Below are 16,151 nucleotides of genomic sequence, written 5' to 3' on the forward strand. Positions count from 1 at the left end.
GCCGGCGCTTACGCGCGCTTGAGCGCCGCCAGCACCCCGGTCAGATGCAGCGCGCCGGCGCTGGCGGAGCGTTTCATGGATTCGAGCCCGCGAACCACCCAACTGGCCACCGCCGCATTCGCGTCCGCGTCGGCCACTGCCATCGCGTCGTGGCGCGGGACCTGGATGGCAACCGTAAGGGCCGCCTTCTTGCCCGAGTACTTCGCCACGGCGCTGAACCCCGACTCGGCGTAATCGCTGATGCTGCCGCCCACGAATAGCTCGATATCCAGCGTGGCGGCGCCAGGCACCACGACCGGCGCCAACGCGGCTTTCAACCTGGGCCGGTACGCGACGACGGCGGGCAGGAACCGCGAGCCGGCCTCCGGCCCTCCCATTCTTGCGCCGAGTGCGACGTCCATGAAAACTCCTTTTTCGGGCAGGCCGGTATTGTACTGACGGGCCTCATTGGCGCGGCGCTGGCCGCGCCGCGCGTCACTTGTTTCGCTTGACCATATCCAGGATGGTCTTGCGGAGTTCGTCGCACGCCTGCGCCTCGGAAATTTCACCGGCGACGGCCGCGGTCGACAGCGCGTCGGCCGCGCCCAGCATGGCCCACAGGCTGGCCGTGGCAATGCCTTGCGGCCCGGCGAAGGGCGCAAACAGCCGCCGGCATTTTTCGATGAAGGCATACTGGTACTGCCGTTTCACGGCCGCCAGTTCCGGCGAGCCGTCCAGCGCCGCCAGCACTCCGGGAATCTCGCGCCCCTGCGTCGACACGCATGCGACGTACCGCTCGGCGATGACGCCGGCCTTGTCCTTCAGGCTCGGCTTGCTGGCCGCAATGGCGTCATCGATGATCGCCGTCTGGCGCGCGTCGAAGTCCTGGTACAAGGCGGCCAGCAGGCCATTGCGTGTGCCGAAGTGGTCATAGACCACCGGCTTGGAGACGCCGGCCGCTTCGGCCAGGCGTCCCAGGGTCAAGGCGTCGGTGCCTTCCTCGCTGACCAGTTTCCAGGAAACCTCCATCAGCTGGCGCGAGCGCTCGTCTTTCGACAGGCGGCGGCGTGGCGGGGAAGCGGGAGCGGGAACGGGAACGGGAACGGCGGACATCTGTATTCTCGGGTATCGATCAGGATTGCACGGCAAAAATCCGCTGACCGATGGCGTGCGCCGCGTCGAGATGGGAAGCCGGAAAGCCGGCATCCGAAGGAAGCAGCAATTCCGATGTCGCGACGCGCGCGCCGCAGTAGCCGAAGATGCCGTGGTCGATCTGCGTTTTCATGGCGCCGAAGTAGCCATGCCTGCCGTAGGTTCGCATATCGGCGCCGCCACTGGCAACCAGATGCACGGGCAGGCGCTGCAGTTTCTTGACCAGCTTGCCGTCCGCGCCGGCGTCATAGGCCCAGCCGTTGGTGAACACGCGGTCGATCCAGCCTTTCAACAGGCCGGGGAACGACCACCAGTAAACCGGATAGACCAACACCAATGCATCCGCGCGGTCGATCCGCGCCTGCTCGGCGACGACGTCCGGCGACGACGCGGCCTGCTTCAGATGCAGGGCCGCATCGGCCTGGGTGAACCTCGGATCGAACCCTTCCGCGGCCAGATCCGCGATCTCGAAGGAATGTTCCGGGCCGCGGGCGACAACGCCCTGCGCGAGCCGGGCGGCGATGGCGTGGGTCAGGGATGCGGCGTCGGGATGTGCGACAACGATAAGCGCGTGCATGCGGATCTTCCGTACAGAGTTTCTATATACGAATAGTAGCCTACTTTTAGTAGGTATTGAAAGATCAATCACCCGCGCGCTTCCGGCATGTTCGTCCGACGGTGTCCGCCGCGATCTTGAGCATCCCCGCCCGAAGCGATAAATTTGCTCCAGCGAAATCGTTGCCGTGGCCTGCCACGCAGGCCCGTCGTTGGAGTCGCACGCATGGATATCATCGAGACGATCGCTTCACACACCGCGGCCCTGCGCATGCCGCTGTATGCCGTGACGGCCAGCGCCATCCGCAAGGCCGACACGCCGCTCATTCTCACGCTGCACTGGCATGGCTTTCACCGTGATGGCACGGCGGACGGCGGACTGCGCTCCGTCGCCGGGTCGGCGGTCCAACTCAATCTGCGCTGGCGCGATTTTGCCGTGCTGGACCGCGCGATCATCGACGCCGGATGGGCGCTTGGCGCCTGGGATGTCGAGCGCTTGGCGCGCCCGCCCTGGTGGCGCCTGAACGCGCCAGCCTCGGAAGCCGTGGCCGGCCACCGCGCCTTCGCCGATTATTCCGACCTGCCGCCATCGGACGACACCGTCGTGGTGGAAGCGCCGGATCAGCAAGACCTGCTTGAACTGGCGGCGCGCAAGGGCTACGTGCGCTGGCTGTTCAGGCCACGCAAGGGCGGCCTGTGGCGCCAACTGGACGGCGACGACGATACGTTGGACGCCGACGGCGGACGCTCCCTACCCTGCCCGGTGCCGCTGCAACCGGACGGCCGCGAACTGCGCCGCAAGGTGCTTTACCGGCTGGGACGAGGCAAGGATTTTCTGATTCTTTAAGTTTCATTTTGATGCATTTTTGACCCTTGAAGCGTCTTTGGCCCGCCCATAGATTTTTTGCGCATCCCGTTCGTGGATGCCCGATGCGTGGCGCTGCCGTGCGGCGCGCAACGCGCCGGTATTCACTTTTTGATGATCAAGACTTCAGGAGATAGAGTCATGAAGATCCGTCCCCTCTATGACCGGATTATCGTCAAGCGAATCGAACAACAGCGCAAGACCGCATCCGGCATCGTCATCCCGGACTCCGCCGCCGAAAAGCCCGAGCAAGGCGAAGTACTCGCCGTCGGCCAGGGCAAGCGCAACGCCGATGGCTCGCTGCGCGAGCCGGAACTCAAGGTGGGCGACCACGTCCTTTTCGGCAAGTATGCCGGCCAGACCGTGAAGGTCGACGGCGAGGAGCTGCTGGTCATGCGCGAAGACGACATCTTCGCCGTGCTCACGCCGCAGGACAAGCAATTGAAGAAGGCCGCCTGAGGCCCGGCCATCGCGAATCGAGGAGCAAGAAATGAGTGCCAAAGACGTCAAATTCCACGATAACGCCCGCGCCCGCGTGGTCAAGGGCGTCAACATCCTGGCCGATGCCGTCAAGGTGACGCTCGGCCCCAAGGGCCGCAACGTGCTGCTGGAACGCAGCTTCGGCGCGCCCACCATCACCAAGGACGGGGTCTCGGTCGCCAAGGAGATCGAACTGAAGGACAAGTTCGAGAACATGGGCGCGCAGATCGTCAAGCAGGTCGCCTCCAAGACCGCCGATGTGGCCGGCGACGGCACCACCACCGCCACCGTGCTGGCGCAGGCCATCGTGCAGGAAGGCATGAAGTACGTGGCCTCCGGCATGAATCCGATGGACCTGAAGCGCGGCATCGACCAGGCCGTGTCGGGCGTGGTCGAGGCGCTGCGCAAGCTTTCCAAGCCGATCTCCACCAGCAAGGAAACGGCGCAGGTGGCGGCGCTGTCGGCCAACGCGGATGAAGCCATCGGCAAGATCATCGCCGACGCGATGGACAAGGTCGGGCGCGAAGGCGTGATCACCGTCGAGGACGGCAAGTCGCTGGACAACGAACTCGATATCGTCGAGGGCATGCAGTTCGATCGCGGCTACCTGAGCCCCTACTTCATCACCGATCCCGAGAAGCAGGTGGCCCAGCTCGACGACCCGCTGGTGCTGCTGTACGACAAGAAGATCTCCAATGTGCGCGAACTGCTGCCGGTGCTGGAAGGCGCCGCCAAGGCCGGCAAGCCGCTGCTGATCGTGGCCGAGGATGTCGAAGGCGAAGCGCTCGCCACGCTGGTGGTCAACGCCATGCGCGGCGTGCTCAAGGTCACCGCGGTCAAGGCGCCGGGCTTTGGCGACCGCCGCAAGGCCATGCTGGAGGACATCGCCATCCTCACGGGCGCCACGGTCATTTCGGAAGAGACCGGCAAGCAGCTCGAGAAGGCCACGCTGCAGGACCTGGGCAGCGCCAAGCGCATCGAGGTGCGCAAGGAAGACACCATCATCATCGACGGCGCCGGCAAGCAGGAAGCCATCGACGCCCGCGTCAAGACGCTGCGCAAGCAGATCGAGGACGCCACCAGCGACTACGACCGCGAGAAGCTGCAGGAACGCGTGGCCAAGCTGGCTGGCGGCGTGGCCGTCATCAAGGTCGGCGCCGCCACGGAAGTCGAGATGAAGGAGAAGAAGGACCGCGTCGACGATGCCCTGCATGCGACCCGCGCGGCCGTCGAGGAAGGGATCGTGCCCGGCGGCGGCGTGGCATTGCTGCGCGCGCGCGCGGCCATCCAGGACCTCAAGGGCGCCAATGCCGACCAGGACGCCGGCATCCGCATCGTGCGCCGCGCCCTGGAGGCGCCGCTGCGCGCGATCGTGGCCAACGCCGGCGAGGAGCCGTCGGTGGTGGTGGCCAAGGTGGCGGACGCCAAGGGCAATCATGGCTACAACGCGGCCACCGGCGAGTACGGCGATCTGGTGGAAATCGGCGTGGTCGACCCGACCAAGGTCACGCGCACCGCGCTGCAGAACGCCGCGTCGATCGCCGGCCTGATCCTGACGACCGACGCGACCGTCGCGCAGGCCGCCGAAGAGACCAAGCCGCAGGCGGCGCCGGCCGAAGCCATGGACTTCTGACCCCTCTCGGACCGGAGCAGCGTGAAGGCATCGCGCCACTGGCGCGGTGCCTTTTTTTTGCGTGTGCGGCCCGAAAAATCCGTCGTCCCCGCGTCCTCGCGAGCCGCCGTTCGATGCTGTCTATGCGCTTGCGCCACACGATTTCACGAATCAAAAATGGCGGGTCTTGAATCCGCGCCGGTCGCACTCATATCTCTGTTGAAGCGGTCGAGCGGCTGGCGATTGCGACGCATGAAGCGGCCCCGATCCTGTCCAAACCATCTTGGGAGGTAATCATGGCGAACTACCCATTCACCGACACCGGTGTCGAGTCCTTCTTCGACGCGGTCCAGGAACAGATGGACCGCATCCTGCGCGGCGCGGGCCTGCCCGCGACCCTGCGCGCCCTGCCGCGCGGGCATTTTCCGCCGGTCAATATCGGCGTGTCGGATGAGGCCGCGGTCGTGGTGGCATTCATCCCCGGCATCGATCCGGACACCCTGAAAGTGTCCATCGAGAAAGGCCTGCTGACGATCAGCGGCACGCGCGAAGCGCAGGCGCTGCCGGAGAACGCGCGCTACTACGCGCGTGAACGCGCCGACGGTTCATTCACCCGCGCCATCGAACTGCCGGCCGACGTCGACGCGGACAACGTGCAGGCGCGCTATGTCGACGGCTGCCTGTTGGTCTCCATCAAGAAGAAGGAGTCGTCCAAGCCGCGTCTCATCCCGGTGCAGTAACGCCCGCCCATCGCACTATTCAGGAGATAGCATCATGAATACGCGTAACGAACTCGTTGTCGAACAAGAAAGCCGCGCCGCGCAGCGGCGCCCCGCCACCCTGCCCGCCGTGGACATTTTCGAGGACACCGCCGGTGTCACGGTGCTGGCCGACCTGCCCGGCGTCACCAAGGAACGCCTGAACATCAAGGTCGAATCCGACGTGCTCGTCATCGAAGGCGAAGCTGCCGTGCCGGTGCCGCAGGAACTGCGCCTGATCCACAGCGAGCTGCGCGAGCCGCTGTTTCGCCGCTCGTTCCGGCTGGGACCGGAATTCGACAAGGACGCGATCAGCGCCAACCTCAAGCAAGGGGTCCTGACGCTGCGCGTGCCGCGTGTGCGCGAAGCGCAACCGCGCCAGATTCCGGTGACGGTGGCGTAAACGATGCGCCGCGCCGCGGCACTGCCGTGGCGCGGCGTTTTCACAATCCGGGCTCGCGCCGCGCGGGACGCTGCCGGAGTCAGTAGCGGTATTTCACTTCCAGCGTGCCGCTGTTCTGCCGGTTGCCATCGCCGAACTGCCCGCCATACAGTGCGCTTACCGTGGTGCGCTTGCTGACGTCGATGCCCACGCCGAGTTCGACCACGACGGCGTCTTGCGCCACCGGCGCCCCCGTTACCGAAAACGCGTCCCCGCCCTGGACGAAGGACATCGTGCTGAGCGGGTTGCGATCACCGAAAGCATGCCGCCATCCCAGCGTGCCCTGCACCGCGCCGCGCGCGCCGGCGCTTTCGAAATCGCTGCGCGCGTGCAGGCCCAGTGTGGTGGTCGTGATGCGACTGCGGCCGCTCTCGCCGCGCAGCGCCGCGTCGCCGCCGGCTTCGGAAAAGCCGCGGGTACGCAGGTCGCTGAAGTTGGCGCCGACGAATGGCTCGAGCGTGACCCGGTCATTCAACGGCACGGCATAACCGAGTTCACCGAATACTTGTCCCGTGCTGGCGCCATAGCCGGCCTTGAGCGTCTGGTCCAGGCCGGCGGCGGCGGTGCTGCGGCGGGTGTCAACGTCGTGCCAGGTATAGGCGGCGCCCAGGCTGAGGTTGATGCGGCCCGCGCCGGCCTCGAACGCCCGGCCGCCATACAGCGTGACGCTGTAGCTGTCGACGTCGGCGCTGGAGGCCCGGTCGCTGGTGCGGCTGCGGCTGTTGGTGTAGCCCAGCGCGCCGCCCAGGCGCCATTGCGCGCCGACCGCCACGTCGCCGCCGAGGATCATGCCCGAGTCAGTCTGCGTGGTACGGGCGGCGTTGCCGTCGCCGCCCAGGGTGGTCCAATTGCCGAACACCTGGGTCCAGAGCGGTTGCGCATTCGATTGCGGCAGCGACGCGGCATCGCTCCTGCCCAGCTGCGCCGTCGGCGCGCCAGGGGCCCAGCCCGCGCCCAGATTGGCGCGCAGCCGCGACAGCGGCATCTGCGTCATTGCGCTGGTGGCGCCCTGCAGGATCGACATCGCGCTGGCATGGGCCTCGCCCGAGAGCGCATTGAAGGCCTGGGCGGGCATGCCGTCCGGCAGGTTCAACACGTGCCGGTACAACGTGCTCTCCGGCGCCAGGCTCTGCAGGGCCCGCGCCACCGCGCGCTGGTTACCGCTGGCCGCCGCGTCGACAAACTGGATCGGGCGCGAGCCGCCGTCATCGGACGGAACCTGCTTGAGGCTCACCACCAGATCGACGCGCTGGCTGTCGTAGGCCAGTGAAGGCGTCAGGAACGCCAGGTTGCTCGAGACACTGTCGAAGCGTCCCAGCACGCCATTGTCCGCGGTCAGGATGGTATAGGTGGTGGAAGGCGCATAGTTGCCGTTCGGGCCGATGTGCACGACCGAGCCGGCCAGGCTGGCGCTGCCGGCCACCCGCACACTGCTGGCCATGCCATCGGGGGTGGTGGCGACGCGAAAGACGGAGCCCGGTTGGAAGGCCAGGTCCCCCTGCACGTTCATGCGGCCCGTGGGAAGGTTGGCGCTGCCCGGGGCCAGGGTGGCGCCGGATGCGATGGTCACCGCGCCCAGCGTTCCGGAGCCGGACAGCGTCGACCCGCTCGCGGCAAGCACCTGGCCGCCAAGCTTGCCGTCCACCTGCAACGTGCCGGCCGCCACCTGCGTGGCGCCCGTGTAGGCGCTGCTGTCGCCGGTGAGCGCGAGCGTCCCGGCTCCCAGCTTCGTCGTTGCGCCCGCGCCGGAAATCGCGCCACCGTAGGCGGAGTCGTCCGCGCGATCGAACCGCAGGTTGGCGTTGTTGACGATATTGCCGCTCAACGAGCCGCGATTGCCGCCATCGCCCACTTGCAGCGTGCCCGCGTCGACCACCGTGGTGCCCGCGAAGGCGTTCTCGCCAGCCAGCACCAGGGTGCCGGCGCCGGCCTGGCGCACCTGTCCGGCGCCGCGCAGTATCCCGTCGAAGCGGATCGTATCGCTGCGATTGAATACCAGCGCCGCGCCCGCCGCGATGTCCGCGTCGCCGGCCAGGCTGCCCGAGTTGGCGCCGTTGCCTATCTGCAGGGTGCCGGCTTGCACGAAAGTACCGCCGGCATGGTTGCCGGCGCCGGTGAGGATGACGGTGCCGGTGCCAGTCAGGCTCAGCGCCCCCGCGCCGGACAGCGTGCCGGACAGCGTCATGCCATTGGCGCCTGTTACCGTGAGTCCGCCAGGACCCAGCAGGAAGTCGTTGGCCATTCTCAACGTCCCCGACGTGCCGCCAGCGGCAATCGCGCCCCCATTCGCGTTGATCGGGCCGAGTCCTAGCATGGCGCCGTGCTGCAGCGTCGCCAGGCCGCCGTTGAGTGTCACGCTGCCGCCGGAGACCAGGGGCGAGTCCTGCAATATCCAGGAACCGCTGTTGATACGCAGGTGCTGGAAGTTGATGTAGGTCAGCCCCGAGATGGCGGTGACCGCCCCTCCCGTCCCGGTGCCCGTGCCCGCGGACGGCAGCGCGTTCTGCAGCACCAGCGTGTTGCCCCCGCCCACGCCGCCATCGACCGTGCCGGCAGGCGCGAACGCGAGGCCGTCATGGCCGGTCACCGGCAGATCAGCTGACGACGATCCCCCGCCGCGAAACACGATGGAACCGGAGACGGCGGTGAACGTGTTGTTGCCGCCCTGGCCCAGCGACACACCGCCGACGATGGTCCCGGCATTGGTGAAACTGTGTCCCTCGCCGGGAATGCCGGCGGCTTCGAACGCGACGCGGCCGACGATGGTGCCGGTACGGTCGTTGAGGAATTCCACCTTGGCGCCGCCGTAAGCGGCAATGACGGCCTTGTCCGCCGCCGCGGTGACGGTGCCGTCCACATCTCTGCTGCTTATCATGCCAGCGTTGGTGAGATAGCTCGTCCCGCCGCTGCCGTTCTGCACGGCCAGGGCCATGCCCAAAAGTGACGGCAGGCTGGAGCCGCCGCCGACGCCAGGGGTGACGCCGACAATCGTCCCCGTCGTCCCATTGGTCACCCGTGTTTCGCCGGCCGAACTGTTGCCGACGAACATGCCGGTCGACCCGGCCGAATTCACGCCAAGCGGGTTAGGGTCGATCTTGCCATGGTTCGACACGGTCACGTTGCTGCCGGTCAGGCTGAGCGCGGTGCCGCCGCCGGGCGGTATGACGCCCAACGACCCCGTGCCAGTCACGGTGACCTCCAGGTTATTGGACGCATCCGCGTAGGACGGCGTGACAGGATTGGCTGGCGAGGCGCATTGGACGAGAAGGCCGACGCGGATACAGTCCGCCTGGGCCGCCCCGCCGGTCCCGGCCAGTGCGAGCGCCAGCGCGGCGCCCAGCGCATGACGGCGCGGCGGGAAAGGCAGGACGGGGCCGCGCGAGATCCCGCCCGCGCGCGCTTGCGATGCCAGTTCCGACGCCGCTTGCCAGACGCGCAGGCGGCGGTTCCATACCAGACGGTAGATGTGGTTCAAAGCGGGGACCCTTGTATTTGCGATGGCCGGCGTCATCCCGGTGCACTGTGAACGTGGTGCGCACGCATGCGACAGCGCGGCGCATCCACGACGGGACGAGCGGCCTTTTTGGCCAACGGGTGGAATATTTGCGCACAATATAGCCGGCGCCACGGCGGCTGAAGCGAAAAGAAAAGGCGCAATCACTGGTCAATTCCTGCCCACCGCGAAGATAATCACACTTTTGCCGCCAATGCCGATTTACAAGGAGCGACCTTCTTGGGCCCGACCGCCGACCGCGCCACCCCGCCGTTGACCGTCCGCGAGGCCATCGCCCTGGCCCACACGCACTGGAACGCCGGTCAGGCCGCGCAAGCCGAAGACCTTTGCCAGCGCGTGCTGGACGCGGTTCCGGACCAGCCCGACGCGCGGCATTTGCTCGGCCTGATCGCGCATGCGTACGGCCATCCAGCGCTGGCGCTGGCGCACCTGCGCGCGGCCTGCCAGCCGCCCGCGGCGCCGGCCGCCTATTGCAGCAATCTGGCGGAAGTGTGCCGCCAGCAGGGACGGCTCGACGAAGCCGAGGCCGCCGCCCGCCGCGCGGTGGCCGCCGACCCGGGGCTGGCCGAGGGCTGGAACAACCTGGGCATCATCCTGCAAGAGGCAGGCCAGCTTGCCGCCAGCCTCGATTGCCTGCAGCGCGTGGCCGCGTTGCTGCCCGACAGCCCGCAGGCCCACAACAACCTGGGCAACACCTGCAAGCGCCTGGGCGACAACCCGCAGGCGCTGGCGCATTACCGCCGCGCCCTGGAATTGGACCCGGACTACGCGCAGGCCTTGAGCAACATGGCGGTGGCGTTGGGCGACGACGGCCGGCACGACGCCGCCCTGGTCGCCATCCGGCGCGCCATCGAGATCGACCCGCTGATGCCAGAGGCCCACCGGAATCTGGCCGCGCTGGAACGCGCGCGGCCACGGCAGTCCCCGCTACAGGGAGGGCCGGGCACACATTCGAAGCAGCCCCCACCGCACGACGAACACACGCTGCGCGAGGCCGAGGCGTTGCTCCGCGAGGGCCAACACGCCCAGGCCGAAACGTTATTGCGCGACGCGCTGACGCAGGCGGGGCATCATGTCGCGCTGCTGCGCCTGCTGGTCCAGGCCCTGCGGCCGCAGGGAAAACTGCGGGAAGCGCGCGACGCCCTGGAGCGCGTGCTGCGCGCGGAGCCGGGCGACACGGGGTCGCGTTTCGAGCTGGCGGAGGTGCTGCTGACGGAAGGAGATTTCGATGCCGGCTGGCGCGAATACCGCTACCGCTATCACCTGGCGCACACGGCGGCGCTGGCCCGCCACGTGCAAAAGCCGCGCTGGGACGGCCGCCCCATTGCCGGCCAGACGCTGCTGCTGCATGACGAGCAAGGCTACGGCGATACCTTCCAATTCCTGCAATTGGTGGCGCTGGCCCGCGCGCGCAGCGGCGCCCGCATCGTCCTGGAGGTCAAGGAGCCGTGCCACGCATTGGCGCGGCGCGGCGACGGGATTGATGAAGTCATCGTCACTGGCTCGCCGCCGCCGCCGTTCGATTCGCACTGCGAACTGATGAGCCTGCCGCTGGCGCTGGGCTTGCGGCTTGACGACCTGCCCGTGCGCACTGGCTACCTGCGCGCCGACCCGGCCTGTGTGGCTCTCTGGCGCGCGCGGCTGGCTGACTTGCCGCGCCCCCTGGTCGGCCTGGTCTGGGCCGGCCGGCCGACCCATCCGCGCGACGCCCAGCGTTCCCTGGCCCTGGCCGATCTGGCCCCGCTGGCGCAGGCCGGCGTCACCTTCGTCGGCCTGCAACTGGGCGAGGCGTCGGCCCAGGCGGCCTCGCCCCCGCCGGGCCTGAGCATGGTGCCGTTGAGCCAGGATATCCGCGACTTCGACGACACCGCGGCCATCCTGACCCAGCTGGATGTGCTGGTGTCGGTGGACTCATCGCCGCTCCACCTGGCTGGCGCGCTGGGCTGCCCGGCCTGGGCGCTATTGCCCTTCGCGTCCGACTGGCGCTGGCTGCGGGAGCGCCGCGACAGTCCCTGGTATCCGTCAATACGCCTGTTCCGCCAACCGGCTCCGCATGCATGGCAGCCGGTGCTGGAGGAGGTGGCTGACGCGCTGCGCGTTTTGCGTACGGCACGTTCCGCCGACGAATAACGTCGCGGCCCTCGCGCCCGGCCAACTTCAAAAACTGACCGCCAGCCCCACGGAAAAGCCGCGCACATTGGTGCCGAACACATAGCGGCCCACCAACCGGGTGCGGGTGATGAAGACGTCGTAGGCGCTGGAGTCCAACTCCAGCCCGGCGCCCAGCGAAGTCAGACGGTCGAACCCCAGAATGCCGCGCTGGTCGCCCAGGAATTCCGAATGAGTCAGTTCCAGCACATAGCGCACCGGCCGCTGCAGCGCCGTGAGCCCGGTCGGCGCGCGGTAGCGGGCCCACAGGTTGGCCGACTGCGCGGTGGCGCGGCCCTTGACGGCGGCCGAGCTGTCGAAGCTTTGCAGGCGGATATCGGAATAGCGCAGTTCCACGTCGACTTCATAGCCCGGGCGATAGTGCTCGTAGTCGAGCATCAGGGACCCGCCCAGGCCATAGGCGTTGAGCGATCCCTTGTCCAGGAAATCGATATCGCGACCGGTCTGGCGGCCCACGTACCAGCTGGCCGCGCGCAGGTCGCTCGATACATTGCCCAGCGCGAAGTTGAAGATGGGGCGCAGCTTGAGTTCGTCGGCGAGCTTGAAATCCCAGCCGATCCCGCCGGTTGCCGAAATGCTGTTCCAGCGCGTCGGGATCCGGCGGGTTTCGGCGCCCTGCGTGGCGACGAAGGTCGGATCGTAGCGGCTCGCGGCCAGCACGCCTTCCAGGTAGATCGGCACCGATTGGGAAATCGTGTCGCCCCCGCCCAGCTGGGTCATGAAGAAGTCGTTGGAACCCGCGGTCGAACCGCCGCCGCTGCCGATTTTCAGCGAACTGGTGGTGATGTCGGGCACGATCGAAAACGACATCAGCGCCAGCACGCCGTTGGCGCGCTTTTGCAGATCATCGTGCGTCAGCCGCAGGCCCTGCGCGCCGGCCAACGGCGGCGCGGCACAGGCCAGCAGCCCCGCCAGCCACCATTGCGACCGCCACCACCGCAACCTCGATGCCGCCATGATCCGGATCCTCGCCATGAGAAGGAAAATGCGTGGGAGACAGCGCGCGTCGGCGCGCGCTATGGGTCCACCATGGCCTGCCGCTGCGACAACAGCAGCGCGTCGCTCTGGTCGATGCGGATGGTGCCTATCCGCGGGAATTCGAAATCGATGATGATGTAGAGGGCGGCGGTCATGACCAGCGCATAGACCACCTGGTGCATCCAGCCCGAACGGTTGACGACGGCCAGGTTCATGCCGACGAGTGCGGCGCTGACCAGCGCCAACAGCCCCAGGAACAGGTAGGCCATGATGGGCGGATGCACCTTCTGCGCGACCGATTGCGTGGTGGCGACGTCGAACATCTCGTTGACCGCGTTGATGTACGACGCGGCAAACGGCGGCACGCTGTCGTTGGCGGCCTGGATCGAGCCCTGCCAGATCTGCTTCTGCAAGCCCGCTACCTTGGCGGCGATCGCCTCGCGCGCCTCGAGGTCGGCCACATGTCGGTAGTAGTTGATGCGCTCGTCGACATAGCGGCGGAACGCGTCGCGCAGCGCGGGTTGCGCGGGCGCGGCAAGCAGGTCGATCCGCAGCCAGGCCGTGCCGATGGCGTTGACCTCCAGCACCAGGAGGTTGCGGCGCTCCGCCATGCGCTGCGCCGCGCCGGAAAAGGTGAAGGCGATCAACAGCCCGAGCAGCGCGAACACCGAGGCCTCGACGGCCGCCGATCCCGCGCGGCTCTTCTCGTCGCCGCCCCGGCCGAGCCGCCTGCCGATGTTCATGGCCAGCAACAGCAGCAGGAAGAACGCCAGCGCCAGGAAAAACAGAATCAGGGAATAGTCCATGCCGTCACCTGTGCGTAGTCATGCGCCTTGAATCCAACCGGATGTGTTTCGTGCCTGGGGCGGCCGGCGGATGGCGCGGTCGCGGAGCGTGGCGGCAATGCTCGTCGATGCGGCGGCGGGCCGATGCGCGCGCCTTGCCGCGCCATGAATGACACGTGACTTCGGGAAGGCGGTGCAGCGTGTTTCATCGATCACCCTGGAAAGCGGCCAATGACAACCTGCAAACTGCGGCCAGGGCGAACGCGCACGGAGAATAATCCGCATTATTTCCGCGCCGCGCCCTGGTTTCTCGTGGCGGGGTTTTCAGTTATTAACCGATCCGCACGGCGATATCAACACTTTTGCGAATATCCCGCGCATGCGGCATGCGCCCGGATTTCGCCTTGCTGGCGGCCGCGTTTTAATGTTCGCGATATTCCGCGCCGCAACAGCTGCCCTGATTACATGTTGTTTCGATAATGCGCTATGCCGGCGCTGATCAGTCGTATTAGCTTTGTATCCTCATTTATGTAATATTCGCATTAATTCGATAATCGGTTCAGTCAGTACGATCAGGCAGGTTTGTGGTGTCCCGCCAGGCTGCAAGGGCTTGGCAGTCCGTCTTGGCAGCAATTCGGAGAGGTCACGTGAAACAGCAATTGAAGATCGGTTTGACGGTCGCGTCCATCATCGCCGCGGCCACCGCGCTGGGCGGCTACGTCGCCAGCACGTCCACCCCCGCCCCGTCACAGCAGGGTGTCGCCAGAATGGGCGACGGCAAGAACGGCCCGCAAGGCATGGCCTGGATTCCCGCCGGGGAATTCCTGATGGGCAACGACCACCGCATGTCGCAACCGAACGAGCGGCCCGCGCATCGGGTGCGCCTGACGGGTTTCTGGATGGACGCCCACGACGTCACCAACGCCGAATTCCGCCGCTTCGTCGACGCCACCGGCTACCTCACCACCGCCGAACGCAAACCCCGCTGGGAAGACCTGGCGGTGCAATTGCCGCCCGGCACGCCTCGCCCCATCGATGCCGCCCTGGTGCCCGGCGCCATGGTCTTCACCGGCACCGAACAGGAAGTCTCGCTGCGCGACTACAGCCGCTGGTGGCGCTTCGTGGCGGGCGCGAATTGGCGGCACCCGCAGGGGCCCGCCAGCAGCATCGAAGGCAAGGACGACCATCCGGTCGTGCAGGTCTCCTACGAAGACGCCCAGGCCTACGCCGCCTGGGCGGGCAAACGGCTCCCCACCGAAGCCGAATGGGAATTCGCGGCGCGCGGCGGACTGGAGCAGGCCACCTATATCTGGGGCGACGAACTCGCCCCGCGCGGCCAGGCCATGGCAAACATCTGGGATACGCAGCAACGCCAGCCCTTCCCGGTGGTGACCGATGAAAAGGTGCAGGTCGGCACCACGCCGGTGGCGAGCTTTCCGCCCAATGGCTACGGCCTCTACGACATGGCGGGCAACGTCTGGCAGTGGACCGCGGACTGGTATCGCGCGGATGCCTTCCTGACCCAATCGCAATACCGCCGGCCGCCGCTGGACCCTGCCGGGCCGAAAGACAGCTTCGATCCGGACGACGGCAACGTGCCGCGCAATGCGCCCAAACGGGTGGTGCGCGGCGGATCGTTCCTGTGCAGCGACACCTATTGCATCAGCTATCGCGCCAGCGCCAGGCGCGGCAACGATCCCATGAACGGCATGTCGCACCTGGGCTTTCGCACGGTGATGACGCCGGAACAATGGAAGGTCGCGCGCGCCCGCCAGGACGCCCTGGCGCAACGTTGAAATAACACGCAGTCGAACTGCCGCGCCGCCGCGCCGTCCGCGGCGTGCGCCCGCATGAATGAAGCCACCACTTGGGGAGGGGCTTGTCTTCATGAGTCAACGCGATGCCATTCTCGCGCTCGAAAGCGCCATCAACCAACAGGTGCTGGGCCAGGACGCGGTCGTCCGGATGATCGTGGTCGGCCTGCTGGCCGACGGCCACATCCTGCTGGAAAGCCTGCCGGGCCTGGCCAAGACCCGCACGGTGCGGGCACTGGCCTCCAACCTGGACGCGCGCATGAGCCGCATCCAGTTCACGCCGGACCTGCTGCCTTCGGACATCACCGGCGCCGACGTGCTGCAGGCCGATGGCGCGGGCGGCCATCGCATCCAGTTCCAGCAGGGACCGCTGTTCGGCAACATCATCCTGGCCGACGAAATCAACCGCGCCCCGGCCAAGGTGCAGTCGGCGCTGCTGGAGGCCATGGAGGAAAGGCAGGTCACGGTGGGCGGCACCACGCGCCCGATGCCGGCGCTGTTCATGGTGGTGGCCACCCAGAACCCGATCGAGCAGGAAGGCACCTATCCCTTGCCGGAAGCGCAGATGGACCGCTTCCTGATGAAGATCCGGCTGGACTACCCGGCCGCCGCCGACGAGGCCGCCATGCTGGCGCTGTTGCGCCATCCGGCCGCGGCCGGCGGCACGCGCGCGGCGGCGCCCTTGTCTCAGGAAGCCCTGTTCTCCTGTCGCGATGAGGTGGCGGCGGTGCAGGTCGCGCCCGCGGTCGACGAGTACATCGTGGACCTCGTCAATGCCACCCGCCAGCCAGCCGACTACGACGCGGACCTGGGGCGCTGGCTCCAGATCGGCGCCAGTCCGCGCGGCGCCATCGCCCTGGATCGCGCCGCGCGCGCGCATGCCTGGCTGAGCGGCGCCGCCTTCAGCACGCCCGACGATGTGCGCGCCGTGGCCTTGCCGGTGCTGCGCCACCGCCTGCACCTTTCGTACGACGCGGTGGCGGATGGGCTGACGCCCGAGGCCGTGATCGGTCGCCTGCTCGATACCGTCGCCGTGCCGGCCTAGATC

The 16,151-nt window shown here is 67.4% G+C and carries 14 protein-coding genes; 8 read left to right on the forward strand and 6 right to left on the reverse strand.

What is annotated here, in order from left to right:
- Positions 1 to 8: 8 nt before the first annotated feature.
- From AC6CR5_RS08810 to AC6CR5_RS08820, 3 genes are all read right to left on the reverse strand, one after another.
- Positions 9 to 401 (reverse strand): hypothetical protein, encoded by a 393-nt coding sequence (locus AC6CR5_RS08810; RefSeq protein ID WP_498085529.1) that lies wholly within the window; start codon positions 399 to 401, stop codon positions 9 to 11.
- A 73-nt stretch (positions 402 to 474) separates the two neighbouring features.
- The gene (locus tag AC6CR5_RS08815) at positions 475 to 1,092 is read right to left on the reverse strand and encodes a TetR/AcrR family transcriptional regulator (RefSeq protein ID WP_498085530.1); all 618 of its coding nucleotides are present in this window, start codon (positions 1,090 to 1,092) and stop codon (positions 475 to 477) included.
- 19 nt (positions 1,093 to 1,111) lie between these two features.
- Positions 1,112 to 1,708, reverse strand: a complete 597-nt coding sequence (locus tag AC6CR5_RS08820; protein WP_498085531.1) for an NAD(P)H-dependent oxidoreductase — start codon at positions 1,706 to 1,708, stop codon at positions 1,112 to 1,114.
- 204 nt (positions 1,709 to 1,912) lie between these two features.
- Between AC6CR5_RS08820 and AC6CR5_RS08825 the strand changes: the two genes are divergently transcribed.
- From AC6CR5_RS08825 to AC6CR5_RS08845, 5 genes are all read left to right on the forward strand, one after another.
- Positions 1,913 to 2,533, forward strand: coding sequence for a hypothetical protein (locus AC6CR5_RS08825; protein ID WP_026384380.1), 621 nt, complete (start codon positions 1,913 to 1,915; stop codon positions 2,531 to 2,533).
- Positions 2,534 to 2,692: 159 nt separating this feature from the next.
- Positions 2,693 to 3,010, forward strand: coding sequence for a co-chaperone GroES (locus tag AC6CR5_RS08830; protein ID WP_006386586.1), 318 nt, complete (start codon positions 2,693 to 2,695; stop codon positions 3,008 to 3,010).
- Positions 3,011 to 3,041: 31 nt separating this feature from the next.
- Positions 3,042 to 4,664: a chaperonin GroEL gene (gene groL, locus AC6CR5_RS08835; RefSeq protein ID WP_006386587.1), complete on the forward strand. Its 1,623-nt coding sequence runs from the start codon at positions 3,042 to 3,044 to the stop codon at positions 4,662 to 4,664.
- Between the two features lie 275 nt (positions 4,665 to 4,939).
- On the forward strand, positions 4,940 to 5,383 hold the full coding sequence (locus AC6CR5_RS08840; RefSeq protein WP_020928274.1) for an Hsp20/alpha crystallin family protein: 444 nt from the start codon (positions 4,940 to 4,942) through the stop codon (positions 5,381 to 5,383).
- Between the two features lie 34 nt (positions 5,384 to 5,417).
- The gene (locus AC6CR5_RS08845; RefSeq protein ID WP_020928275.1) at positions 5,418 to 5,804 is read left to right on the forward strand and encodes an Hsp20/alpha crystallin family protein; all 387 of its coding nucleotides are present in this window, start codon (positions 5,418 to 5,420) and stop codon (positions 5,802 to 5,804) included.
- Positions 5,805 to 5,883: 79 nt separating this feature from the next.
- Here AC6CR5_RS08845 and AC6CR5_RS08850 read toward each other — a convergent pair whose 3' ends face one another.
- Positions 5,884 to 9,318, reverse strand: coding sequence for an autotransporter domain-containing protein (locus AC6CR5_RS08850; RefSeq protein WP_498085532.1), 3,435 nt, complete (start codon positions 9,316 to 9,318; stop codon positions 5,884 to 5,886).
- Positions 9,319 to 9,576: 258 nt separating this feature from the next.
- Here AC6CR5_RS08850 and AC6CR5_RS08855 point away from each other — a divergent pair, with 258 nt between their 5' ends.
- Positions 9,577 to 11,487, forward strand: a complete 1,911-nt coding sequence (locus AC6CR5_RS08855) for a tetratricopeptide repeat protein (protein WP_498085533.1) — start codon at positions 9,577 to 9,579, stop codon at positions 11,485 to 11,487.
- Positions 11,488 to 11,514: 27 nt separating this feature from the next.
- On the opposite strand, the gene AC6CR5_RS08860 is transcribed toward AC6CR5_RS08855, so the two are convergent.
- Positions 11,515 to 12,483 carry a hypothetical protein gene (locus tag AC6CR5_RS08860; RefSeq protein WP_006386592.1) on the reverse strand — a complete coding sequence of 323 codons (969 nt, stop codon included), beginning with the start codon at positions 12,481 to 12,483 and terminating at the stop codon, positions 11,515 to 11,517.
- A gap of 59 nt (positions 12,484 to 12,542) precedes the next feature.
- Positions 12,543 to 13,310, reverse strand: coding sequence for a bestrophin-like domain (locus AC6CR5_RS08865; RefSeq protein ID WP_498085534.1), 768 nt, complete (start codon positions 13,308 to 13,310; stop codon positions 12,543 to 12,545).
- Between the two features lie 626 nt (positions 13,311 to 13,936).
- Here AC6CR5_RS08865 and AC6CR5_RS08870 point away from each other — a divergent pair.
- A complete protein-coding gene (locus AC6CR5_RS08870; RefSeq protein WP_006386594.1) occupies positions 13,937 to 15,085 on the forward strand; it encodes a formylglycine-generating enzyme family protein in 1,149 nt (382 codons plus the stop codon).
- A 91-nt stretch (positions 15,086 to 15,176) separates the two neighbouring features.
- The gene (locus AC6CR5_RS08875) at positions 15,177 to 16,148 is read left to right on the forward strand and encodes an AAA family ATPase (protein WP_498085535.1); all 972 of its coding nucleotides are present in this window, start codon (positions 15,177 to 15,179) and stop codon (positions 16,146 to 16,148) included.
- The last annotated feature ends 3 nt before the right edge of the window (positions 16,149 to 16,151 follow it).

Source organism: Achromobacter sp. EG18 (genome assembly GCF_059759395.1).